The 25,337-nt window shown below is 45.3% G+C and carries 21 protein-coding genes; 4 read left to right on the forward strand and 17 right to left on the reverse strand.

Annotated elements, in window-relative coordinates; all coding sequences use genetic code 11:
* From Q7J63_RS13655 to Q7J63_RS13665, 3 genes are all read left to right on the forward strand, one after another.
* Positions 1-957 (forward strand): M20/M25/M40 family metallo-hydrolase (locus tag Q7J63_RS13655; RefSeq protein WP_304886918.1); only part of this gene is annotated, 957 nt, incomplete at its 5' end.
* A 198-nt stretch (positions 958-1,155) separates the two neighbouring features.
* The gene (locus tag Q7J63_RS13660) at positions 1,156-1,809 is read left to right on the forward strand and encodes a Pr6Pr family membrane protein (RefSeq protein WP_304886920.1); all 654 of its coding nucleotides are present in this window, start codon (positions 1,156-1,158) and stop codon (positions 1,807-1,809) included.
* A gap of 291 nt (positions 1,810-2,100) precedes the next feature.
* Entirely contained in the window at positions 2,101-3,984 is a 1,884-nt protein-coding gene (locus tag Q7J63_RS13665; RefSeq protein ID WP_304886922.1) for an alpha-amylase family protein, read from the forward strand.
* A 202-nt stretch (positions 3,985-4,186) separates the two neighbouring features.
* Here the strand turns inward: Q7J63_RS13665 and dnaN are convergent, their stop codons facing one another.
* The 6 genes from dnaN to Q7J63_RS13695 all read right to left on the reverse strand — a co-directional run bounded on the left by dnaN (position 4,187) and on the right by Q7J63_RS13695 (position 10,663).
* Positions 4,187-5,311 carry a DNA polymerase III subunit beta gene (dnaN, locus tag Q7J63_RS13670; protein ID WP_019599343.1) on the reverse strand — a complete coding sequence of 375 codons (1,125 nt, stop codon included), beginning with the start codon at positions 5,309-5,311 and terminating at the stop codon, positions 4,187-4,189.
* Positions 5,312-5,462: 151 nt separating this feature from the next.
* Positions 5,463-7,154 carry a gliding motility-associated ABC transporter substrate-binding protein GldG gene (gene gldG / locus Q7J63_RS13675; RefSeq protein WP_370691915.1) on the reverse strand — a complete coding sequence of 564 codons (1,692 nt, stop codon included), beginning with the start codon at positions 7,152-7,154 and terminating at the stop codon, positions 5,463-5,465.
* Positions 7,151-7,873 carry a gliding motility-associated ABC transporter permease subunit GldF gene (gene gldF, locus Q7J63_RS13680; RefSeq protein WP_019599345.1) on the reverse strand — a complete coding sequence of 241 codons (723 nt, stop codon included), beginning with the start codon at positions 7,871-7,873 and terminating at the stop codon, positions 7,151-7,153. Before gldF ends, gldG begins: the two co-directional genes overlap by 4 nt.
* Position 7,874: 1 nt before the next feature.
* Positions 7,875-8,786 carry a gliding motility-associated ABC transporter ATP-binding subunit GldA gene (gldA, locus tag Q7J63_RS13685; protein WP_304886928.1) on the reverse strand — a complete coding sequence of 304 codons (912 nt, stop codon included), beginning with the start codon at positions 8,784-8,786 and terminating at the stop codon, positions 7,875-7,877.
* Positions 8,787-8,911: 125 nt separating this feature from the next.
* On the reverse strand, positions 8,912-9,742 hold the full coding sequence (locus Q7J63_RS13690; RefSeq protein WP_019599348.1) for a purine-nucleoside phosphorylase: 831 nt from the start codon (positions 9,740-9,742) through the stop codon (positions 8,912-8,914).
* Positions 9,743-9,826: 84 nt separating this feature from the next.
* Positions 9,827-10,663 carry a purine-nucleoside phosphorylase gene (locus tag Q7J63_RS13695; protein ID WP_019599349.1) on the reverse strand — a complete coding sequence of 279 codons (837 nt, stop codon included), beginning with the start codon at positions 10,661-10,663 and terminating at the stop codon, positions 9,827-9,829.
* A gap of 96 nt (positions 10,664-10,759) precedes the next feature.
* On the opposite strand from Q7J63_RS13695, the gene Q7J63_RS13700 reads away from it, so the two are divergent.
* On the forward strand, positions 10,760-11,284 hold the full coding sequence (locus Q7J63_RS13700) for an NADPH-dependent FMN reductase (protein WP_026333795.1): 525 nt from the start codon (positions 10,760-10,762) through the stop codon (positions 11,282-11,284).
* Here the strand turns inward: Q7J63_RS13700 and ftsZ are convergent, their stop codons facing one another.
* The 11 genes from ftsZ to Q7J63_RS13755 form a co-directional block, all read right to left on the reverse strand.
* The gene (ftsZ, locus tag Q7J63_RS13705; protein WP_304886931.1) at positions 11,285-12,943 is read right to left on the reverse strand and encodes a cell division protein FtsZ; all 1,659 of its coding nucleotides are present in this window, start codon (positions 12,941-12,943) and stop codon (positions 11,285-11,287) included.
* 114 nt (positions 12,944-13,057) lie between these two features.
* Entirely contained in the window at positions 13,058-14,377 is a 1,320-nt protein-coding gene (gene ftsA / locus Q7J63_RS13710) for a cell division protein FtsA (RefSeq protein ID WP_019599352.1), read from the reverse strand.
* An 11-nt stretch (positions 14,378-14,388) separates the two neighbouring features.
* Positions 14,389-15,144 carry a cell division protein FtsQ/DivIB gene (locus Q7J63_RS13715; RefSeq protein ID WP_304886933.1) on the reverse strand — a complete coding sequence of 252 codons (756 nt, stop codon included), beginning with the start codon at positions 15,142-15,144 and terminating at the stop codon, positions 14,389-14,391.
* On the reverse strand, positions 15,134-16,531 hold the full coding sequence (gene murC, locus Q7J63_RS13720; protein ID WP_304886935.1) for a UDP-N-acetylmuramate--L-alanine ligase: 1,398 nt from the start codon (positions 16,529-16,531) through the stop codon (positions 15,134-15,136). The genes Q7J63_RS13715 and murC overlap by 11 nt, the downstream gene beginning before the upstream one ends.
* The gene (gene murG / locus Q7J63_RS13725) at positions 16,528-17,637 is read right to left on the reverse strand and encodes an undecaprenyldiphospho-muramoylpentapeptide beta-N-acetylglucosaminyltransferase (protein ID WP_304887009.1); all 1,110 of its coding nucleotides are present in this window, start codon (positions 17,635-17,637) and stop codon (positions 16,528-16,530) included. Before murG ends, murC begins: the two co-directional genes overlap by 4 nt.
* Positions 17,638-17,649: 12 nt before the next feature.
* Positions 17,650-18,819, reverse strand: coding sequence for an FtsW/RodA/SpoVE family cell cycle protein (locus Q7J63_RS13730; protein WP_304886937.1), 1,170 nt, complete (start codon positions 18,817-18,819; stop codon positions 17,650-17,652).
* Positions 18,816-20,171, reverse strand: coding sequence for a UDP-N-acetylmuramoyl-L-alanine--D-glutamate ligase (gene murD, locus Q7J63_RS13735; RefSeq protein WP_304886939.1), 1,356 nt, complete (start codon positions 20,169-20,171; stop codon positions 18,816-18,818). The genes Q7J63_RS13730 and murD overlap by 4 nt, the downstream gene beginning before the upstream one ends.
* The gene (mraY, locus tag Q7J63_RS13740) at positions 20,172-21,383 is read right to left on the reverse strand and encodes a phospho-N-acetylmuramoyl-pentapeptide-transferase (protein WP_019599358.1); all 1,212 of its coding nucleotides are present in this window, start codon (positions 21,381-21,383) and stop codon (positions 20,172-20,174) included.
* 1 nt (position 21,384) lies between these two features.
* The gene (locus Q7J63_RS13745) at positions 21,385-22,848 is read right to left on the reverse strand and encodes a UDP-N-acetylmuramoyl-L-alanyl-D-glutamate--2,6-diaminopimelate ligase (RefSeq protein WP_304886941.1); all 1,464 of its coding nucleotides are present in this window, start codon (positions 22,846-22,848) and stop codon (positions 21,385-21,387) included.
* A complete protein-coding gene (locus Q7J63_RS13750; protein WP_304886943.1) occupies positions 22,849-24,960 on the reverse strand; it encodes a penicillin-binding protein in 2,112 nt (703 codons plus the stop codon).
* Positions 24,957-25,337: an FtsL-like putative cell division protein gene (locus Q7J63_RS13755; RefSeq protein WP_019599361.1), complete on the reverse strand. Its 381-nt coding sequence runs from the start codon at positions 25,335-25,337 to the stop codon at positions 24,957-24,959. Before Q7J63_RS13755 ends, Q7J63_RS13750 begins: the two co-directional genes overlap by 4 nt.

Here is a 25,337-nt window from a genome sequence, read left to right on the forward strand (position 1 = left end):
ACTGTTTTTGAGAAAGACATGCCCTTCTATCCCTTCACCATGATCAACGATTCCACTGCCACCGGACAAGGGGTGAACGACATGAAAGGCGGAAATGTGATGATTTTTGCCACTCTGAAAGCATTGCATGAACTCGGTTTATTGGAAGACAGGACAGTCACGGTATATTTCACCGGGGATGAGGAAAATGCCGGAGACCCGAGTTGGGTCAGTCGACAGGATTTTGTCGAAAGGGCCAAAGCGTCAGACATCGCACTGGGCTACGAAACCGCTCAGGGATTCAGCATTGCCACTATTGCCAGAAGGGGGGCGAGTGGATGGACCTTGAAAACTACGGGCAACCAGGTCCATTCTGCAGGTGTTTTCCGAGAAACGGTGGGCTATGGCGCCATTTATGAGGCGGCAAGAATCCTGAACCAGTTTCGGGAAGAATTGGCTGGGGAACAATACCTGACCTTCAATCCCGGTCAAATCATCGGAGGCTCCGATATCCGATACGATGAAAATACAGGAACCGGGGAAGCCTTGGGAAAAACCAATATCGTGGCAAGGGAAGCCTTTGTAACCGGAGATTTGAGATTTCTTGGGGAAGAGCAAAAGGAAAACGCAAGGAAAAAAATGAGCACTATCGTCTCCCAAAACCTGAATGGAACCACTGCAGAAATCAAATTCGAAGATGGAATTCCTTCCATGCCGCCCACATCTGGTAACAGGGCTTTGGTGGATATCCTGAACAAGGTCAGTTTGGACATGGGTTATGGTGCGGTAAAAGCGGGAGATCCGGGCTCCAGAGGTGCTGGAGACATTTCTTACCTTGCCGAATTTGTGGATTGCATCGACGGCCTGGGAGCCTCCGGTACTGGTGCTCATTCCCCTGCGGAGACCATCAACATGAAGCAATATCCGGATTTGATCAAGCGAAGCACTTTGTTTGTGTACAGACTATTCCACCAATAAGAGAACCTGATATCCAGAATTGAGCAAAGGGCATGAAACCAAATGGATTCATGCCCTTTGTCTTTTTTAAAAATGAATTTTGGATAGGCCAATCACAAAAGATGTCAAAGGTCTGGGGATTTTCTTTATCGATTGGTAACTTTAAATCTCTTTGATTCTTTTAAGACAAATCTTTATGGTTTCCTGTTTGTCCCAATTATGAAAAAAACCCTCTCCTTGATTTTCGCCGGTATTGTTTGGTTTGCCGTGATCATGCAGTTTTACCTGATGATGGAAAACAGGATTGCTTCAGTTCCCGAAACCATTATCCGTTTTTTCAGCTTCTTCACCATCCTGACCAACACATTGGTGGCGATATATTTTACCCTCCAAGCATTGGGTTCCGGCAAAAAGATTTGGATCAACAAAACCGGAGACCTCACTGCCATCACCATCTATATCCTTGTAGTAGGCTTGGTCTATCAACTTATCTTAAGGCAGATTTGGGAACCTACAGGGATGCAGAAAATTGTAGATGAATTGCTTCATTCCATCAATCCTATTTTAGTGCTTGTGTATTGGGTGATGTATGAAAATAAAAAGTCACTTTCTTGGCCATTGACCCCAAAATGGTTGATCTACCCCTTGGTTTACCTTGTTTTCATCCTGATCCGTGGCGGTATTTCTGGATTTTACCCCTATCCATTTGTCAATGTAATGGAGTTGGGGCTTCAGCAAGTTTCCATAAATGCTTTTTTTCTGATGCTGTTGTTTTTAGGACTTTCTGCAGTTTTTGTGGCTTTGGGAAAAATAATCGGGAAAACCACCCCTCAAATAAAAAGCTGGGCAAAGGATAGGCAGAACCCTATTTAGAACTTAAACTTGGACTCCGATATCTGCCCATTGTTTATTCTTCAACCCGAAATATGCATTGGTTTTCCCAATGGAGTTGCAACTGTGAGAAAATCAGACTACTTGGAGAATAAGACCTCGTATCAATACGGTGAAGGTAAAAATAGCGAGCAGCGGATTGATTTTTAAGCAATTTCAGGCTGATGTAGAATTGGTAAGGAATCATGCAGGACCAATAAAAAGATCAACCCAACTGACCTTTTTATTGCTGTATATGTGCATTAAAGCATCCTTCCTTATATCTTTATCGCTATGATGAATACCATTGTCCATTCAGCGATCGTCTCTATTCTGTTTTTTGGAATGACCAGCTGCTCTTCAACCCCATCACCCTCAGTCGCCAACCCCAACATGTCCCAGCCACATAAAATCGTCGTTTACCAAGTTTTCACTCGCCTATTTGGCAACACCAACACAACCAATAAACCCTGGGGAACCCTTGCCGAAAACGGAGTGGGGAAATTTAACGACTTCAATGACCTTGCCCTTCAGGAAATCAAAGCCCTCGGGACCACCCATGTTTGGTACACAGGCGTGCCTCATCATGCACTGATCAATGACTACACCGCATTTGGCATCTCCAATGACGATCCGGATGTGGTCAAAGGAAGGGCAGGATCTCCCTATGCCGTCAAGGATTATTACAACGTAAATCCGGACTTGGCGGTAGATCCGGCCAGAAGACTGGAAGAATTTCAGGAGTTGATCGTACGAACGCACAATAATGGACTCAAACTCATCATAGACATTGTCCCGAACCATATTGCCCGGAAATATGAGGGGAAAAACAATCCCAAGGGAGTGACAGATTTCGGGGAAAAGGATGACACCTCCATCGAATACAAAAGGGACAATAATTTCTATTATATCCCAGGAGAACGTTTCAGTGTGCCCCTACCAGAGGGGACCTACAAACCCCTCGGTGGGGAATCCCACCCCCTTTCCGATGGAAAATTTGATGAGTTCCCAGCCAAATGGACTGGAAATGGCTCTCGTTTGGCCCAGCCTGACTTCAATGACTGGTATGAAACCGTCAAAGTGAATTATGGAATCAGGCCCGATGGCACCAAAGATTTTCCCGAGCTTCCGGATGGATTCGGGGAGAAGGATTTCAAGGCACATTTTGACTTTTGGAAAGACAAAGACGTGCCAGACTCTTGGAAAAAATTCAGGGATATCGCCCTTTACTGGATAAAAATGGATGTCGATGGTTTTCGCTACGACATGGCCGAAATGGTCCCGGTGGAATTTTGGAGCTACATGAATTCCGCCATCAAAATGGAAAACCCAGAAGCATTTCTCCTTGCCGAAGTCTATAACCCCGCCGCCTACAGGGATTACATCCATTTGGGGAAGATGGATTACCTCTATGATAAAGTCGAGCTCTATGACACCCTGAAAAGCGTCATGCAAGGCAAAGGCTCTACGGACAACATCATCGGTATCCAAAATGGACTTGCGGATATCGAACACCACATGCTGCACTTTTTGGAAAACCATGATGAGCAAAGGATCGCCAGCCCGGAATTTGCCGGAGAGGCAATGTTGGCCAAACCGGCGATGGTTCTGTCAGCCACGATCAGCAGTGCCCCAACCATGATATATTTTGGTCAGGAGGTGGGTGAGTCCGGCGCGGAGAATGCAGGATTCGGCTCCCCTTCGCGAACATCCATCTTCGATTATGTGGGTGTTCCCCATCATCAGCGCTGGATGAATGACGGGAAATTCGATGGGGGAAAATCTTCCGAAAGTGAAAAATCTCTTAGGGATTTCTATCAAAGGTTGCTCAATTTCACCATCTACAGCCCAGCTTTGGCAGGCGAGTACAGAGAAATCCATAGCCATAACAGACAGCATACCGAATGGTACAATGACCGCGTGTATGCATTCGTGCGTTGGAATGGGGATCAAAAACTGATCATCATCAGCAATTTCGACAGAAACGACAGCTTCGGCTTTGAGTTGGAGTTGCCTTCCGAAACAGTGGCCACCTGGGGTTTGAAAGACGGGGAATTGGAACTCACCGAAAAACTTTATGGCACCTCCAAGCCCATCCTTCGGATCCAAGATGGAAAAGCTAAAGTCAAAGTGGATTTAAAACCCTTGGAATCCTGGATTTTGGAGGTAAAACAATAAACATTTGTGAGCAAAGGTTGGGTTTTCCAGCGTTGGGTAAGGAAATGCAATAGCGTTGGGTTTTGGATTTTATCCAGTCGAAAAATTTTCCTCAAAACCTTTGACCTAAAGAAACTTCGAAATCTTTATCAAAACAACCATCAAAAAAGGCCTGAGAATCAAATTCTCAGGCCTTTTTTGATATATGGAAATTAAAATGATTTTACACGTAGTTGTTTAGCATTACCGGCATTACCAACATGAGGATATCCTCGTTGTCTGACTTGTCAGACGGCACGATCAATCCAGCCCTGTTTGGCGCGCTGAACTTCAAGGTGACTTCTTTTGAAGAAATATTGTTAAGCATTTCCACTAAGAATTTGGCGTTGAATCCGATTTCGATGTCGTCACCGTTGTGCTCACAAGACAACCTTTCGTTGGCTTCATTGGAGAAGTCAAGATCTTCGGCAGAAACCTGAAGTTCGCTTCCGGTCAATTTCAAACGCACCTGATGGGTGGTTTTGTTGGCATAGATCGCAATCCTTTTCAAAGAGCTCAAAAATTCGATCCTGTCGATGGTCATGTGGTTTGGATTGTCCACAGGGATAACATTTTCATAATCCGGGAAACGCTCATCGATCAACCTACAGATCATTTTGATGTTGTTAAAATTGAAGTAGGCGTTGGAATTGTTGAATTCCACGGTTACCGGTAGGTTTTCCGAAGGAAGCGTTGACTTCAAGAGGTTGAGTGCTTTTCTTGGAATGATGATGCTGGCGGCGTCAGGAGCGGCGATGTCCACTCTTCTGTACCTGATCAGCCTATGTCCATCCGTTGCCACAAAAGTAGCGTTGGTGGGACTCAAGTTGATATAAACACCTGTCATTGCAGGTCTCAATTCGTCGTTGCTGGTCGCAAAGATGGTATTGCTGATCGCGCTGGTCAAGACTTCTGTGGACATTTCCACGGTTGTCGCATTGGTAACGCTTGGTATTTTAGGGAAATCGGTCGCATTTTCACCGGCCAGTTTGTAGCGGCCGTTGTCAGAGCTGATTTCTATGCTGTAAGTATCAGGATCAATGCTGAAAGTAACCGGCTGTTCTGGCAGGTTTTTCAGGGTCTCCATCAAAATCTTGGCTGGAACGGCGATGTTTCCATCCTCTTTGGATTCCACATCGAGTTCGGTGATCATGGAAGTCTGTAAATCTGATGCGGTGATGGTCAATTTGCCATCCTTAATCTCAAAAAGAAAATTTTCCAAAATGGGAACTACAGGATTGGTTGTCACCACTCCGTTAATCGATGAAAGCTGCTTCAAAAGAGCAGAAGAGGAAACAATAAATTTCATATCAAAAGGGCTTATTTATTCAATTTTTTTATGGCAGGGTAAATTTATAAATAAAATAACAAAACCAGCATTGGCAACGAACATTCATCCGAAAAAAATGAGTTAATCTCCTAAAGAAGGTAATTACTTTCACCCTAGGACATTCAGGGAATTATTTTGACCTGGCGGAAAATCTTTTTTTCCTCAACAGGATCCAAATCATACCCAATACACCCAAAATCAATACCGGAAAAACTACATTGACCACCTGCCATTTTACTTTTTCCGCCTTCACCTTCGCCTTGTTCAATGGGCGAATCTGGAACTGCTTGGTCCTGGTGGCGATAATCCCCTCAGGTTCGATCAGGTATTTGACCATGTTTTGAAGCAACAACCTGTTTGCATAGGTCAAATTGGCGTAAGGATCTTCCCCCAGGGGTAATGGTTCCCCGTTTTGCATATTGAAAAGGCTCTTGAAAAGATTGCCGGTGCCTGCCACAACCACTCTCCCTTCATTCCCCGATGCTTGGAATTTGGAAGGATCGATGTTCTCTGGAAGAAACCTATTGTTGAAAAAGGAGGTGAAATTTCCCTCCAAAAGATACAGCAGTGGAAGGTTTTTCAATCCATATTGCGCCATGTCCGGCGCTTCTGACATGTCGCTGAATGCCACCCGAACCGGGGCCGACAATTTTCGGTTTAAATCCGACCCAAAAATCAAGGGTGTTTTCTTAACTCCGTCCGCTTTTACAGTATCCAAGGAACTCGCAAATCGGAACATCACCTGATCCAAACCCTTTGTAATCGGGTGGGGAGCCATTCTTCCTGCTGCCAGATAAAATGGCCAAGGCAAAGGAACAATCTGTGCCTGATCCCCGAAATCTCCAGCCATGACGGGATGGTATCCAAAATTCAGGTCCTGGATCAAATCTTTGTTGATCCGAATCCCATATTTGAAAAGCAATTGGTCCAGTCCTGTATCAAATGGGAAACCGATGGTCCCTTCTCCCCCAGCCTCATCCAAGTTCACGGCGACGGCATCCAATAAAAAAACCAGATTGCCCCCATTCATCAGGTACTGATCCAAAAGGTAAATTTCTTTTTCATTATAAGTATCCCTTGGACCCGCCACGATCAACACGGCAAAAGGATCCAGATCTTCTACCTTCTTGGCCTGTCCCATTGGGATTTTGTACACTTCATAGTCATCGACCAAGGCTTCCACAATCCCAAAACCATCTTCCTCTCCCAATTCCCCATGCCCCAAGATCATCCCAACGGAAAATTTTTGCTTGGTAATCAATTTACGGATTGCATTGATCAATTCGAATTCGAGGTTCTCAATGGATTGGTTTAAAATCTGGTCAGGAGACATCCCCTTCTCTCCCCTGAGCAACAAGGTCCCGGTTTCAAATTCCTCACTCCTGACCATTACACCAGGAAAAATCAACCTGCTTTTTTGTCCGCCGTCCTCTGTCACAAATAGATTGGTGGGATTGATGCCATATTCGGTCAGGCTCACCACATAATCCTCACGGATATCCTCCGGCAAACTTAGTGGATCTTCATAATAAAAAGAGATGTTCTCGCTGCTGTAGGCATTGAAAGTCCTGAGGGTTTCTTCGATGGAACGTTGCAACCTCCGCATTCCTCCCGGCAGTTTTCCGGTGAGTAGGATTTCCACTTCTAATGGTTCCTCCAAAGATTTAAGTACTTCTATGGTGGCCGGATGCAAGGAATAGCGCTTTTCTTCTGTCAGATCTATCCTGAAAGGGAAGAATCGGGAGATCAAAAACAAGAACAAGATTGCCCCTAAAATCAAGCCCGGCCCGAGAAACGTTCTTAGAACTGATTTTTTATTCATTTTCTTCTGATCCATAAACCTGTCAAGCCCAAACTGATGATGATGACCGAAAGAAAATAACTGACGTTTTGCGCATCAATCACGCCCCGACTCATGCTTTGGTAATGGAAACTCAAACTGATTTCCTCCAAAAACAAAGCCAAGGGACTCATCACCTGCAATTGCACCAAGGCAGTCCATCCAAAGTACATCAGAAAGATGATGAAAACCCCTAGGATGAATGCGACAATCTGGTGCGCCGTCAATGCACTGCACATCAAGCCAATGGACGCAAACACCGCTCCGATAAAAACCAACCCGATCCAAGACCCGAAAAAACCTGCATGGTCAATATTCCCCACTGGATCGCCCAATTGGACAACACTGAAATAATACACCAAGGTGGGCAGCAAGGCCACGATGATCAATGTCAAGGCGGCAAAATATTTGGCAAGAATGATTTGGGTACTTCCCAAGGGAGAGGTCAGCAAAATCTCCCAAGTTCCCGATCTTTTTTCCTCAGCAATCATCTTCATGGTAATGGCCGGGATCAAAAAAGTAAAAATATAGGGCGTATAAATGAATAGGGGTTCCAAATCGGAAAAACCATAATCCAGCACCGATGTGTCCGGAAAAACCCAAACCACCAAACCCAAAGAAACCAAAAACACACTCAGAATGAGGTATCCAGAAAGATTGTTGAAAAAGGCATTGACTTCCTTTAGGTATAAACTCAGCATCTTATTGTTTTTGGGTGATTTGGCGGAAGACAGTTTCCAAGTTCCTTTCCTGCTGGCGAATACTGATCAAGGTCAGGGATTTGTCCTGGACCATTTGAAGGATTGCCTTCCTCGCCATCACTGGGTCACTGGTTTTCAGCAAAACCGACCCTGGATTTCCTTCATGGTGGCGCGCATCCCCGATGCATTCAAACCAAGACAATTCCATGTTTTCTTCGGTTTCCAACATCAATATCGCTTTTCCCTGCTCTGCTTTTAAATTTTGGAGCAAATCAGAGGCAACGATTTTCCCCTGATTGATGATGACGACTTTTTCGCAAATGGCTTCCACCTCTTGCATGACATGCGTGCTAAGAATCAAGGTTTTGTTGGCACTGATGTTTTTGATGAGCTTTCGGATTTCCACGAGTTGATTGGGGTCGAGTCCTGTGGTCGGTTCATCCAGGATGATGACCTCAGGATCGTGGATCAATGCCTTGGCCAGCCCTACGCGCTGGCGGTATCCTTTGGAAAGTTGATGGATTTTCTTGTGCGCCTCCACTTCCAACCCACACAAAGGGATCAATTCCTCGATTCTATCCTTTGCTGCTTTTCCTTTCAAGCCATACAATCCCCCGATAAAAGTCAAAAACTCGCGAATATACATGTCCGGATAAAGGGGATTGTGCTCCGGAAGATAGCCTATCAATTTGCTTACCTCCTTTGGATTTTCCAATACCGACAATCCATTGACAAAAACATCGCCCTGATCCGGAAGAATAAAGCCTGTGGCAATTTTCATTGTGGTAGATTTCCCGGCACCGTTTGGTCCCAAGAAACCCAAAACCTGCCCTCTTTCCGCAGCAAAAGAGACCCCATCCAGAGCTTTTTGCTTGCCATACATCTTGGTCAGGTTCTTTACTTCTAGGGACATTTGGAAAAGGATTATTATTATTCAACGGCTAAGTTAAGGACTTGCAGTTGCCCTGCCAAAAAAAGTGGTCAAGTGACCACTTTTGCTCTGTGCAACCAGGGTTTTTTTGACATCTTCAATAGGGTTCAAGAAAATACGTTTTCGATGATTTTGGCGAGTTTTTCACCAGCCCTTTCGGCGACGGAAACGACAGCATCGTGTGAAAATTGACTGGAGATACTTGGCACACATTGGTTGGTGATCACTGAAATCGCCAAAACCTTGATGCCCATCTGATTGGCGACAATGATTTCCGGGACTGTACTCATCCCGATGGCATCCCCTCCCAGGACTTGGCAATACCGGATTTCTGCTTTTGTTTCCAGCTTGGGACCTTGTATCCCGACATAGACGCCCGTTTTGATGGGGATAGCCAAATGCTTGGCGGAAGCTTTTGCTTTTTGAATCAACCCATGATCCAAAGGTTCGCTCATATCGGGAAACCTAGGCCCAAATTCAGAGATGTTGGCGCCCCTCAAGGGATTGTCTGGAAACAAATCGATGAAATCCTCGATCAGCATCAAGTCCCCCGGTATAAATTCCGGGTTCAATCCACCCGCTGCATTGGAAATCACCAGCTGCTCCACTTCAAGGATTTTCATTACCCGAAGGGGAAAAACCGTTTCATGCAATCCATATCCTTCGTAATAATGAAACCTTCCACTCATTGCCCAGATCGCGGTGCCATTGAGCTTGCCAAAAATCAGTTCTCCAGAATGCCCCTCCACCGTAGAAAGAGGGAAATGGGGGATCGATGCATAGGGAATCTTGATGGGATTTTCCAAGTAATCGACAAAAGAGCCCAATCCTGATCCCAAAACAATCCCCAGCGATGCCTTTTCCTGGATTTGGCTTCGAATATAAAGCGCGGCTTCCTCTGCTTTTTCAAAAATAGAATCTGTTAGAAATTTTTGCATTGATTATTTGGGTTGTAGAATCTTTTGATTTTTGAAGTGTACAAAGTACCAAGTCTTTAGTATCGTTAAGTGGTTACACCTTAGTCATATTCTTCTGACCAATTCCTGGATAATGATACCCATTCCAGGTTCTGCCAGGGCGGCGGCGGCGAGTACTTCGGCGATGCTTATCTTTTTGACATTCCCTGGAGAACAAAGATCCGTGATCGCAGAAATGGCAAAAACTTTCATGTCCATGTGCCTGGCCACAATTACTTCCGGAATGGTGCTCATCCCAACGGCATCTGCTCCGATCGTTCTCAGGTATTTGTATTCCGCTCTGGTTTCCAGATTGGGACCCTGCAGGGCAGTATAAACACCTTGATGGACAGTCAACCCATTTTCTTTCGCAATTTGCATTGCCATATCAATAAAATCCAGCGCATAAGGTTCGCTCATGTCCGGAAACCTGACGCCAAATTCATCCAGGTTTTTGCCCCTGAGAGGGTTTTCGGGGAAGAGGTCAATATGATCGTTGATGACCATCAGCTCCCCAATTTTATGGTCTGGGTTCAATCCGCCGGCGGCATTGGAAACCATCAACTTGCTTACGCCCAGCAATTTCATGACCCTTATTGGAAAAGTGACTTCTTTCATGGAATACCCTTCATAGTAATGAAATCTTCCTTTCATGGCCACTACGTTTTTACCCCCAAGTTTCCCAAAAATCAGAGTCCCACTGTGGCTTTCTACTGTCGAAACTGGGAAGTGGGGAATGTCTTCGTAAGGGATTTCCTTTTCGATTTCAATGTTATTGATCAATTGGCCCAATCCTGTCCCCAGGATCACGCCGATTTCTACGGGATTTGGATTTAAATTATGGATATAAACAAAAGCAGCTTGGATCTGTTCGGTGTAAGAAATTGTAGAGTCTTGTTTCATGTATTGATATTTTGCCCTAAAGTAATTGATACTATTGAGAAACTAAAAGGCCATACGGATTGTATATTGTTCAAATTCAAAAAAAATTCCACCAACATGATTCAAATTATCGTCGGCACCAATAGAAAAAATTCAATATCCAGAAAGTTGGCGTCCATTTATCAGGAAATACTCAACGAAAGGGGCGCCGAATCCGAAATAATCGAACTGAAGGATCTTCCCCATGATTTTGTTTTTTCGGCCCTCTATGAGAACAACGGAAAAAACGATGCTTTCAATGCCCTGCACAGCCGAATGCTGGTCGGGAAAAAGTTTGTCTTTATCGTGCCCGAGTACAATGGCTCTTTTCCCGGGATCCTAAAATCCTTTATCGACGGGATGACCTATCCCAATTCTTTTCGGAACAAGAAATGTGCATTGGTGGGACTTTCCTCTGGAGTAGGCGGGGGTGGCATCGCATTGAGCCACCTTACCGACATCTTCCATTACCTGGGAATGCATGTACTCGCCTCCAAACCTAAACTGGCTAAGATTGAAGAGAATATGTCAGATAACCTGCTCACCAACAGATTGTACATGGAATTGCTTCGCTCCCAAGCTGAAATGTTGATTGATTTTTAATCAATCAACATTATCGTGCAAAAACCTATTGTTTTTCAAAAACTCATTTTCGTCTGTCAGGTTGAACCTCGAAATATTCCTCTCGGAGCTGTGTTGCACATCTGACAATTTCACTTGCTTGCGTACAAAGGCAGGCGTGTCCAATTTTTCCTTGAACTCTTCAGAATTCTGGTTGTTGGAACGCAATCCTTTCAGCTTCTCAAAACGCTCATGTGCCCTTTGGATGGCCTTTAGTTTGATCTGCTCGTAATAGTCATTTCCGTAAAGGTTTGCTGGGACAGGCTCTTCGATTGGCTTTGACGCTTTTACTGCCCCCTCTTTCTCTATCACTGCTTCTTCCTCATCGTAAAGGGGAAAAGACTTTTTTTCTTTTGGAATTTCGGCAGTAACAAATTCGAATTCTTCTTCTTCCTGATCCTGTATCTCAAATGCCTCCTCTTCCAATTGCACTTTAGGTGCAAACTCCTGCACTTTGACCGCTTCAACGACGGCTTTGGTTTCTACTGGAGCGGTCGAAATCGGTTTTTGAAAAGTAAAGGTGTAGGTCTGTCCAGTCTGGGCAGGAGCCTCATCTTTTACTTGAAAAGATTTTCCGGATTCCAAATCAATCACTTTGGATACGGTTTCTTCTTTCGCTTTCGCTTTCATTTTTTCCATTTCCAATGCACTTGGGGTCAAAGTGGTCAATTTGTCCATTTCGAAACCGGTAGCAATGACCGTCACACGGATGGCTTTGCCCAAGTCTGGATCGATACCTTGACCAAAGATCAATTCCGCATCGTCTCCTGCTCTTTCTTGAATGTATTCGGTGATTTCGCTCAATTCGTCCATAGACAATTCGTCATCCTCACCAGACATGATGGACAATAAGATTTTTTGCGCTCCCCTGATGTCCACATTGTTCAACAATGGAGAAGCAATTGCTTTCTCAGCAGATCTGATCGCTCTTCCTTCACCTTCCTCTGTGGCAGACCCCATTACTGCGGCACCTGCATTTTTCATGACTGTTTTCACATCTTCGAAATCCACGTTTACATCTTGGTGAACGGTGATGATCTCAGCGATGGATTTGGCAGCTGTAGAGAGGATATTGTCGGCCTTTGCAAAAGCAGATCGGATGGCCAGGTTTCCGTAAATCTCACGTAGCTTGTCATTGAGGATGACCAATACGGTATCACAACTCTCGCGAAGTGCTTCGATTCCCAATTGGGCAGCCATCATTTTTTTCTTGCCTTCAAAGACAAATGGAGCGGTAACAATCCCCACAGTCAGAATGTCAAGGTCTTTGGCAATCTTGGCAATCACAGGTGCTGCACCAGTACCTGTGCCACCGCCCATTCCTGCTGTGATGAATACCATCTTGGTATTGTCCGACAGTAATTCTCTGATTTCTTCCCTGCTTTCAATGGCGGCATTCCTTCCTTTTTCGGGATTTGCACCGGCACCAAGACCTTCGGTCAGGCTTTCACCCAACTGCAACCTCAAAGGAACAGGACTGCTTTGCAAAGCCTGGGCGTCGGTATTGACAACCACAAACTCCACATCCTTGATCCCTTGGCTAAACATATGGTTCACTGCATTGGAACCACCTCCTCCGACGCCAATCACCTTGATGATTGACTTGTGATTTTTTGGAAGATCAAATCTGTAATCTTTCATGTTATCTGACATTTTGAATTTATTATGTTTGGTGAACTTTTTTTTTCGTTTGTTAAGAAGATTTTAAAAGGGAAATGAAAAGCAATGCCTTTTATCTCCCCAGTATGATAAGCCCTAGTAATTGCTGTCGTCACCAATGTCATTGGTGATGAATTCCTGAAGTCTCTTTCTGATATTGCTGAAAATATCCTTGTTGACCAATTCGGATTTGGGCCCTTTGACCTGAATTTTATTTTCTGGTTTGAGCGCGTATCGCTGTCTATAGGTGTCTTCCCTGTCATCGAGGGCTTTGAAACCGGCCAAAACCAGCCCCACAGTCGTCGCATACATGGGACTTTTAACTTCTTCAATTTTACACTTGCCTAAGTGCTCATTTGGATAACCGATGCGGGTATCGAGTCCCGTCATGTATTCAAACAATTGGCTTACGCCTTGAAGCTGTGCTCCACCTCCTGTCAGGACGATCCCTCCGGCAAGTTTTTTATAATGGCCACTGGCCACCAATTCATTCTGTACGTATTCGATGATCTCTTCCATTCTTGCCTGAATGATTGCGGCAAGATTTCGGATGGATATTTCTTTTGGAGGACGGTTGCGCAATCCAGGAATGGAAACAATCTCGTTCGGATTTGCTTCCTCTGCGATGGCTTTCCCGAATTTTGTTTTGAGCAATTCCGCTTGGTTGTGCATCACCATGCAACCCTCTTTGATGTCCGTGGTGATGATATTGCCCCCAAGTGGGATCACCGCCGTGTGTCGGATGATATTGTCGTAGAAGATGGCGATGTCAGTTGTCCCTCCACCGATATCCACTAGGCATACACCTGCTTCCCTGTCCTGCTCGCTGAGCACGGAAAGTGAACTTGCCAAAGGCTCAAGAATAAGGTCTTTGGAAACCAAATTTGCTCTTTTGACACATCTGTTGATGTTGTTGATGGCCGTGGTCTGTGCAGTGATGATGTGGAAATCCGCTTCTAACCTTGAGCCGGACATTCCTACTGGATCTTTGATCCCTCCTTCATAATCCACGGTATAATCTTGTGGCATGACGTGGATAATGGTGTTTCCCGGAGGAACCACGATGTTTTCCATGTCATTGGCCAAGCGGCGCACATCCTCGATGGTGATCTCTTCCTGGTGCGGCTGGCGGATAATACTGCCGTGATGGACCGTGCTTTTTATATGTTGACCCGCTATTCCCACGATGACTTCCACGATATCCACTTCTGACATATCGGATGCATCTTGAACTGCTTTTTGGATAGAATTGACGGTCTTGTCAATATTGGTAACGATCCCACGGATCACACCATCAGAGACAGCTTTGCCCATTCCAAGCACTTCAAGTTTACCAAACTCATTTTTACGACCGATGATCGCACAGATTTTGGTAGTTCCAATGTCAAGTCCAACAATTATTTTGTCATTTTCCATAGTGTGGTGAATTACTCACAAATTATTTGGTCCTTATATTTTACATTCACCCTGCTGTAAGCGTTCCATCCTTTTGAAGGGATGATCTCATCATAAAACAGGCTGATCTTTTCAAATTTTTCTGCTATATCCTCTGCATCCCCAAATTCGATAACCTGGTTGCCGACTTGCTGATGCATCTTGATATCCCCCTTGTTGTCGATTTCCAAAGAAGTGATCTGGGCATTCCAGAATGGGTCCTGAAAGATGAATTCCACCAAGCCAAGTAAATCCTGGTAATCGATGGACAGATCATCTGCTTCCAACAGTTCTTCGGCGAAATCGCCTTCCAAAATCAAAACCCTCGTGGTATACTTGGGCGAAGTCGGCAAAATCTGCCCTTCCGTGGAAATGTACCCATCTGCAGCCATTGGCCTGACAATCCTTGCCATGGGCTGATGCTGTTGGATTTCCACCCAAATATTCCCTTTCATGTCCCCATAAACTTCTGCTTTCTTGACAAAAGGATGGGATTCAACTTTCAATTCGACCTGTTGAAAATCAATTTCCGACAGCGCCATTCCTGGACTTAGCATTTGAAATTCCGCTTTCAGGTTGTCAAGGATTTCCTTTTCATCCACGAAATAGACGTCCGCAATTCCTTTAACCTGGACCGACATCTCCGAAAATTTCCTTTCCGCACCCTTTTTTTCCACAAATCCGATGAAAACCAGCAGTACCAGTCCCAACAAGGAAAAACCCAATGTTTTGATCAGTTTAGTTTTCATGTCTTCTCATCAAATTTGTCATGGAAAAAACCAATCTGTCGATATCACCTGCACCCATGGTCACCAAGACCTCAGGTTGATTTTCCTTTAGGTAGTCCAAAAGGTTTTCCTTGCTCTGAATGGATTTCTTCGGAGAAGTAATTCCTTCCAAAAGCATGGCTGCATTCACCCCTTCAATGGGCAACTCTCTTGCAGGATAGATCTCCAACAATACGACCTCATCTGCCAATGAAAGGCATTCTGAAAAGCCGCTTGCAAAATCCCTCGTCCTGGTAAATAAATGGGGCTGAAATACAGCCGTCAATTTTTTTCCTGGAAACATGGCCCTGACAGAGCTTAAGAAGGCCCTGATTTCTTCGGGATGGTGGGCATAGTCATCGATATACACGCTATCCTCCTGCTGTACCCAAATCTCAAATCTTCTTTTCACTCCTCTATAGGTCAATAACCCATTTCGGATTTGCTCCTCCTCTATTCCATGGTCCAAAGCGATTGAAATAGCCGGCAAGGCATTTTCAACATTGTGGAATCCAGGCATGCTGAGCGTCAGTCCCAAGATGTTTTTCCTTTCGCTGATGTAGTCAAATTTGAAAGCGGCAGGAAGTGCTTGGATATTGGCAGCTTTTATTTCTCCGGAATCCAAACCATACTGTCTCACTTTCAGGCTGGCATTTTCGGGTTTTCTTAATTTTGCGAAAGCATGGGACTGGATGTATAAATTTCCGTCAGGAGAAATCAAATCAATAAATTGACTGAAGCCTTCCAACATCGCTGCTCCATCCCCATAAATATCCAAATGATCGGGATCGACACTTGTCACCACGGCCACATTGGGATGCAAATGGAGAAAGGAACGGTCAAATTCATCTGCTTCCACGACCACCGTTGCATTCCCCTCAGCCTCATCGTGCAGGATCAGGTTGCTGTTGTAGTTTTGGGTAAGTCCACCAAGGAAAGCGGCAATATTTACCCCCGAAGATTTCAGCAAATGCGCAACCATGGAAGAAGTCGTGGTCTTGCCGTGGGTTCCAGCCACTGCAATTGTAGGCAAGGAAGCCGTAATCATACCCAAAACAACCGCACGTTTTCTCATCTCAAAACCCTTTTCCATACAGAAATTGAGTTCTGCCGAATCCTTCGGCATGGCGGGAGTCCACACGATCAGTGTGTTTTTTTGGTCCTCTCTTACCTTCACGGGAATATTTTCAATCGCATCTACATAGTGGATTTCCATCCCTTCCTGCTCCAAGGCTTCGGTCAAAGCCGATGGTGTACGGTCGTAGCCGGACACCTTGATGCCAAGGTGATTGAACCAACGGGCCAAAGCACTCATGCCGATCCCGCCGATCCCTAGAAAATGGACACTATGGAGTTGTTTTAAATTCATGCAATAATCTCTTCTAAGGCCGACACGATTCTATTGGCCGCATCGGGCCTGGCTAATTTTTTTATGTTCTCCGACAAAAGATCCATTTTGGATTCATCTGCCATCAGTTGATCTACTTCTTTTTTCAATTGACCGACTGCATGGTTATCTTTCAATAATACCGCGGCAATTTCTTTCACATACGCCATAGCATTTTTCGTCTGATGATCCTCCGCCACGTTTGGAGACGGGATGAAAATCACCGGCTTTCCCACGATGCTGAGTTCTGATACGGACAAAGCGCCCGCCCTGGAAACCACCACATCGGCAGCGGCATACGCTAAATCCATCTCTCGGATAAATTCCATAAGACGCACATGCTTCAATCCTGAACCCGTCACTTTTTGGATCATCTCTTGGAAATAATATTTTCCACACTGCCAAAGCAGTTGGTATCCGCTTTCCTCAAAGCCGACCATATCTGCCAAAACAGCTTGGTTGATTGTCCTTGCACCAAGGCTTCCACCAAGTATCAACAAGACCTTTTTGTCCGGCTGCAAACCAAAATGAAACTTTGCCATTTCGCTTTTCCCCTTCAAATCAAGGATGTCTTTTCTTACCGGATTGCCGGTGACTTGAATCCGGTCTTTGGGAAAGAATTCCTCCATTCCTGGATAGGCGACACAGATTCTTCTTGCCCTTTTGGACAATAATTTGTTAGTCAGACCCGCGTAGGAATTTTGTTCCTGAATAAGGGTTGGAATCCCTTTGTTTTGGGCCACAAAAAGAAGGGGTCCGCTGGCATACCCACCGACACCGACCACTGCATTGGGTTTGAAATCCGCCAGGAGCTGTCTGGATTTCCGAAGGCTACTGGCCAGTTTGAATGGAAAGCTGACATTGGCCAAGGAAAGACTTCTTTGGAGCCCAGCCACTTTCAATCCCTCAATTTTATAGCCCGCTTCTGGTACTTTTTGCATTTCCATCTTTCCTTCGGCACCCACAAACAGTATTTCAGTGTCTGGATGTTTTTCCATCCAGGCATTGGCAATGGCAATCGCTGGATAAATATGTCCACCTGTGCCACCTCCGCTGATCATGATTCGATATGGTTTTGAAGTATTGATAGTCTTTTGTATTTAAGCGGTTTGAAATGTCTTTTTCGTTCTGTTAGTCGGGCTGGTCGTTTCAATGGCTTCGACATGGTCCCCGCGGCTTACACTAAGGATAATTCCCAGGGAAAATCCAGTGAAGACAAGAGAGGTCCCTCCCATGCTCAAAAGTGGCAGGGGCAACCCTGTAATCGGCCCGAGTCCCACAGCCACGGCCATATTGACCATCGCTTGGAGCACCAGCGCAAAACTCAGCCCCGCGGAGAGCAATCCTCCAAAGGGTTTGGTGGACAGAGCCACGATTCTCATTCCCCTGAACAATAAAGCCAGATAGAGGAACAGCACTGTTGCTCCTCCCACTAGCCCGTATTCTTCGATGATGATCGCATAGATAAAATCCGAATAGGGATGCGGAAGGGTATTCCTTTGTTCCGAATTTCCCGGACCTTTGCCCGTGATTCCACCTGTGGAAATCGCGATGTAGGACTGTTCGGCCTGGAAGGGGATTTCGTCTCCGGAGACAAAATTTTCAATCCTCGAAAAGAAAGTGCCTCCACGCTGTCCTGCCAAAACCGAGAAGGTAAGTGCCATACTCCCGACCAAGACCACCAAGAGGATGAAGCGCATGGGAACCCTGCCGATAAACATCAGGAGCAAGCAAGTCACCAACAGCAAGACGGCCGTGGACATATTGGCCAAACCGATCAATCCACAAACCACGCCAATTGCCAATATGATCGGGACGAAAGTCTTCTGGAAATCCCGGATGTTGTTTTGTTTTCTAGCCAACAAACTGGCCAAACTGGCGATCAAAGCAAGTTTAGCCAAATCTGAGGGTTGGAATGCCTTGTTGATCACCGGGATGGTCAACCATCTGTTGGCTTCGTTTAAAGTAGAGCCAAAGATGTAGGTCAGGAACAGGAGCGGGATGGATACCATCAACAGAAATCTCCCTATCAAACCAAAGGTTTTGTAAGGGATCTTATGGGCCACCCACATCACGAACAAACTCATCACCACCAACATGGAATGGTCAATGAGGTACTTCTCGGTATTTCCACCTTGATTTTTGTAGGCCAAAGAACCCGTGGCGGAGTACACCACCAAGATACTGATGATGGAAAGCACGATCACGATCCCCCAAATAATGGGGTCCCCTTTCAGGTTTTGATCTATCCAAAGTTTCAGTTTTATCATTTGGTCAATGATGTTTTTAAGGTTTTGACAGCGGAGATAAACTGCTCGCCCCTGTCTTCATAATTCTTGAACAGATCGAAACTTGCGCAAGCTGGTGAAAGCAAGACCACGTCTCCCGATTTACCCAGATCCAGGCTCCAAGCCACCGCTTCTGCAATACTTTCTGTTTCCTTTATGGTATTGATTTTTCCTGCAAAGGCAGTTTTAAGTTTTTCGTTTTCTTTACCCAAACAAATGAGCACTTTTACTTTTCCCCCCATTGCTGGGTCCAAAAGCGTATAATCATTACCTTTGTCCACGCCACCGGCGATCCATATCAAGGGTGATTCGAAGCTTTCCAGTGCATAGAACGTTGCATCGACATTGGTGCCTTTGCTGTCATTGATGAAGGTGACGCCATCGATCACATCCACCAACTCCATTCTATGAGGAGCATTTTTGAAATCCTTCAAGCCTTCCCTTACCACTTCCTCGCTCACACCAGCAGTCAGCGCTGCAGTGGTGGCACACATCACATTGAGCATGTTGTGTGCTCCTTTGAGGGCTACTTCCTCTTTGGGGATGACCATTGACTTCCCTTGAAGTTTCAAGCTGATCTTGGCTCCGTCGAAATAGCCTCCGAAGTCTGTTCCTTTTTCCAAAGACATTCCGTAGAATAAGGCCTTGGATTTGACGCTTTTCAATCCGGCTTGGATATTGGCATCATCGGAGAAATAAACAGCAACTTCCTGCGGTCCCATATTTTTGAAAACCGAAACCTTGGAAGCGATATAATTTTCCAGCTTATAGGCGTATCGATCCAAATGATCCGGTGTGATATTGGTCAGGATGGCAATGGAAGGTTTGAAATCCTTAAAGCCGTCCAACTGAAAACTACTGACTTCAATCACCCACCAATCCCGATCTCCCTCCACCAATTGAGCCGCCCAACTTTGACCGATGTTTCCAGCAAGTCCCACGTCCATTCCCGCCTTTTTCAACAAGTGATAGGTCAGGAGGGTCGTAGTGGTTTTTCCGTTCGTCCCGGTGATTGCGATCACCTTTCCCTTCGAAAACCTGAAGGCAAACTCCAGTTCATCGATGACTGGAATCCCTTTGGCTATTGCCTCTTGGACCAAAGGTGTTTTTTCCGGAATCCCTGGGCTTTTGATGATTTCATCTGCAGAAAGAATTCGACCGAAATCGTGCTGTCCTTCCTCAAATGGAATTTCTGCCGCATTCAGAATGTCTTTTCTCTCCACACTTATTGAACCCATATCAGATACCCATACCGCATAGCCTTCCCGCTTGGCCAGCAATGCTGCACCAACCCCACTTTCACCTGCTCCCAGTATGGCTATCGTTTTGTTCATTTATCTAAGCTTCAATGTTGCCAATGTGATGATGGCCAAGAGAATCCCCACGATCCAAAACCGTGTTGAAATCTTGGCTTCATGTATGTTTTTCTTTTGGTAATGATGGTGCAAGGGCGCCATCAACAAGAGTCTTTTGCCTTCGCCGTATTTTCTTTTGGTATATTTGAAATAACTGACCTGCGCTATCACGGAAAGGTTTTCGATCACAAAAACTCCGCAAAGGACAGGAATCAACAATTCTTTTCTCAAGATCAAGGAAGAGACCGCAATCACGCCACCGAGCATCAAACTCCCGGTATCTCCCATAAAAACCTGGGCTGGAAAGGCATTGTACCAGAGAAATCCCACACAGGCGCCCACAAATGCAGCACAGAAAATCACCATCTCACCCGAATTGGGAATAAAGAAGATGTTGAGATACTGGGAGAAAATGGCATTTCCACTGATGTAGGCAAATATGGCCAGCGTCAGTCCAATAATGGCGGAAGTGCCTGCTGCCAACCCGTCAATCCCGTCAGTGATATTGGCCCCATTGGAAACGGCCGTGATAATGAAAGTCACGAAGATGACATACAGGATGGGCGTTATACTCTCCCCAAGGAATCCAAACACCACCTCATAATTGAGCTCGTTGTCTTTTTGGAAGGGAATAGTGGTTTTGGCCACTTTGACATCCTTGAAGGAAGGTGTTTCCACAACTCCCTCTTCGATAGAAACAGGATTGGAAAATTCCCGAACCACTACGCCTTCATGAAAATAGAGCGTTGAGCCCACGACCACACCAATGGTAATTTGACCAACGATCTTAAATCTTCCGGCCAATCCTTCCTTGTTTTTCCTGAATATTTTGATGTAATCATCCAAGAAACCGATCGCTCCCAACCAAACAGTGGTGATCAACAGGAGGATGATATAGATGTTGAAAACATTGGCAAATAGCAGTGTTGGGATGATAATCCCAGCCATCAGCATCAAACCTCCCATGGTGGGGGTGCCTTTTTTCTCACTTTGTCCTGTCAATCCAAGGTCCCTGACAGTCTCTCCGATTTGCTTTTTTCGGATCCAGTTGATGATGCTTTTCCCAAATGTAATGGTAATGATCAAAGAGAAAAGCGCTGCCATACCTGCCCTGAAGGAGATATACCTGAAAACCCCGGCTCCCGGGATGTCCAACACTTTGTCTAAATAATCAAAAATCGGATATAACATGTTAGTCGTTCTTCAATAGATTGAGGATTTCCTTGATCACCTTGCGGTCATCGAAAGGATATTTCACACCTTTAATTTCTTGGTAAGTCTCATGGCCTTTGCCAGCAACCAGGATTATATCTCCTTTTTTTGCCATCATGACCGCGGATTTGATTGCTTCCCTTCGGTCAACATTCAGGGTTGTTTTTTTGACTCCCATTGGGCTGATTCCAGCTTCCATTTCCCTGAGAATCTCCGAGGGATCCTCATCACGGGGATTGTCGGAAGTCAAGATCACCTTATCGCTGAGCTGGGTTGCGATTTTGGCCATGATCGGTCTTTTGGATTTGTCACGGTTGCCTCCACATCCCACCACGGTGATGACTTGCTCAGCGCCAGTCCTCACCCCCTGAATGGTCTTGAGTACATTTTCCAATGCATCGGGGGTATGTGCATAATCCACGATGGCCGTGATGCCAAACAAGGTTGTCTGCTCGAATCTCCCTTGCGCACCTTTGATTTTGGAAAGCTGCATCAAGAGTTCATCCTCTTCCTCTCCCAAAAGGATCGCAGTAGCCAACACCCCTATTACATTGTAGGCATTGAATTCTCCGATCATCCGAAACCAGATTTGTTTGTTGTTGATATCCAGCTCCAAGCCTTCAAGTGTATTGGCAATGATTTTGGCCTTGAAGTCCGCAGGATATTTCAGTCCGAAGGTCTGATGCAATCCCTTGCAGTTTTGGAGCATGACAAAACCTCTTTTGTCATCAGCATTGATCAAGGCAAATGCATCCCTTGGCAATTCGTCAAAGAGCTTCTTTTTGGCTTTGATGTACGCATCAAAATCGCCATGATAATCCAGATGGTCATGGCTGATATTGGTGAAAACGGCTCCGGCGAGATGTAGTCCCGACATCCGTTCCTGCACGATCGCGTGGGAGCTTGCTTCCATAAAACAATGGGTGCAACCTGCATCCACCATTTTGCGAAGCAATGCCTGTATGGTTACTGAATCAGGAGTCGTATGGGTGGTAGGGATAATATCCTCGTTGATTTTGTTCTCCACAGTGGACAACAAACCGACGATATAGCCCATTTCCATAAACAACTGATGGAGAAGCGTGACGGTGGTGGTTTTCCCGTTGGTTCCTGTCACCGCCACTAGCTTCAGCCTTTCAGATGGATTTTCGAAATAATTTGCCGCCATGATGCCCATGGCTTTGGCTGCATTCACCACCTGTACATAGGTGACGTTTTCTCTTTTTTTCTCAGGCAATTGTTCACAGACAATCACTGAAGCACCTAGATCCAAAGCCCCTTCAATGAAGGCATGGCCATCGACCTGTGTACCAGAAATGGCCACAAAGACACATCCCTGACTGACCTTGCGGCTGTCAAAAACAATCTCACTTACTTCCACTTCCATATTTCCTATGGTAGCCGTAAGGGAGGCTTTGTACAGTATGTCTTTTAAAACCTTCATTTATGATAAAATTAAACGGATGACACTATTTTGCTCTATTGCCGATCCTGGATTCATGGATTGTCCCTTTACCCTGCCCTTGCCCTGATACACCACTCTCAAACCCTTGTTTTCAAGGACATAAAGAGCGTCTCTTAGGGACATGCCATTGACATCGGGGACCATAGGGGAATCCACTCTATTGGTTTTCCATTCGATGGATTTATTGTTCACGGCAGATTTGACCCAGCTTTCACCTTCCTCACCTTTGTAATGATTGGAAATCCCAAGTTGATTGCAGATCAGTTGCAACTCGTCCACTTTTCCCGCTTGGATGTAGGGCAGTCCGGTATTCGCTTGCGCCAGCTGGTTTTTTGGTGAAATGCGGGTATTCAAGCCCAAATCCTGCGCATAAATCCTGTCGGCAATTTCCTTGAAAACAGGTGCAGAAACATCCCCGCCGTAGACATTGAATCCCTTGGGACTGTCGATCACCACAATGGCACTGTATTTTGGATTGTCTGCCGGAAAGTAACCTGCAAAAGAGGTGTAATACCGTTGAACATATCTTCCATTCACTAATTTTTGGGCGGTGCCCGTTTTGCCTGCAATTTTATAATTGTCATTCAATACATTTTTGGCCGTCCCGTGGGTGACCACACCTTCCAAAAGGCTTTGAAGTTGTTGGATGGTCTTTTCCGAGGCAATGCTTTTTCTGACGATTTCAGTCTGGAACTTTTTTGTGATTTGGTTTCCCTTCGCCACTGCTTTTACGATCATTGGCTTGACCATCACACCGTCATTCGCAACTGCATTGTAGAGCATCAGCGTCTGAAGCGGAGTCATTTTCACCTCGTATCCTATAGACATCCAAGGAAGGGTAGTGCCATACCAGTATTTTCCACCTGGTTTTTTGAAATAGGGTGTTCCCTCACCGATCAGCTGAAAATCGATTGGTTTGTTCAAACCAGCTTTTTCCACGTAGGAGAGGAATTTTGAAGGTTGGTGTCCAAAATGTTGATCGACCAATCTGGAGATGCCCACGTTGGAGGATTTCTCAAAAACCTCCCTTACAGTGATCTTACCAAAGCCACCGTTTTTGGCATCGTTCATATTCCGATCATAAAAACGGTAGGTACCGTTTCCTGTATCGATAGAGTCTTTCAATCCGACTTTTCCTTCTTCCAAAAGCGCCAACATGGAGAGTAATTTGAAGGTGGAGCCAGGCTCGGTAAGGCCTTGCTCTCCCACTGCGTAGTTGTAGGATTCATTGTATCCATTGCCGCTTTTGCTTCTTTCCAAGTTGATGATCCCCTTGATGTGGCCTGTGGCGACTTCCATGACGACAACGCAGCCGAACTCCGCGTCTTTGTTCACCAATTGACGAAGAAGTGCCGTTTCTGCCACATCTTGAATATTTACATCCAAGGTGGTTTGGATATCCAAGCCATCGTCAGGTTTGATGTCTGTGGCATCAAAGACGGGCTTCCATGTTCCCCCTGCAATTCTTTGGAACAAGGCATTGCCATTTCTCCCTTCCAGGTATTCATTGAAGCTGTATTCTATGCCGACGCCCAATTTGTCCTCGTTCAAAAACCCAACAGTCCTGCCAGCAAGATTATTGAAGGGACGGTATCTCTTTTCCACTTTTTCAAAAATGACGCCTCCGGACGCTCTTCCTTTTCTGAAAATGGGCCATTTGGCCATTTTCTGCATGTCTTGATATCCGATTTGTTTCCGGTTCAAGATCACATAGCGCTTGCCATTTACCCTTGCGTCTTTGATGATCCTTTTGTAGGAAGCCGCAGATTTGTCTTTGTAATAACCTGACAATAAATAGGAAAGCGAATCAATTCCAGCCCTGAAAGCTTCTTCTTTGACGATAAGAGGATCAAGAACCACTCGGTAAAAAGGCAAACTCGTGGCCAATAGACTGCCATCGGCTGCATAGACATTGCCACGGGTGGCGCTTACCTGTCTGAACTGAAAATTCTGGTTTTCGGACTTGGCGGCCCATTTCTCACCCTCCACAAACTGCAAATGGGTGATCCTGTAAAAGATCAACCCAGCAAATATAGCCACCAAAATGAAGGCTATCCTTACTCTAAGCACTATGGAACGTTTGATATTCACTTCTTGACGACTATTTTTAAAGGTGGTTCTTCCAATTCAAACAAGCCCAAAGGCCCAATTCTTTTTGCTACTTCAGATTGCTTGCTTCTCAACATGTACTCTGCCTCCAAAGTGGTGACATCTGCCCTGAGATCTTCCACTTCCTGCTGTGTCCTTTCAATGCTCCTGATCAAGTTATCTGCCCGGTGATTGCTCCAGATATAGATCAGGGCAAGTAGGGCAACATAGAGAAAGGGAGGAACAAACTTTACAGGAATACCTTCTCCCAAAATCCCCGTGACATTCAGTTTTTCCTCAATCAGTGTAAAGATATTTTTACCTCTTCCTTTCGGAGAAGCTCCTTTCGTGATCTTCTTCTTGAAAGTGTTCTGAGTCAT

The organism is Rhodonellum sp. (assembly GCF_030656585.1).
Taxonomy (GTDB): domain Bacteria; phylum Bacteroidota; class Bacteroidia; order Cytophagales; family Cyclobacteriaceae; genus Rhodonellum; species Rhodonellum psychrophilum.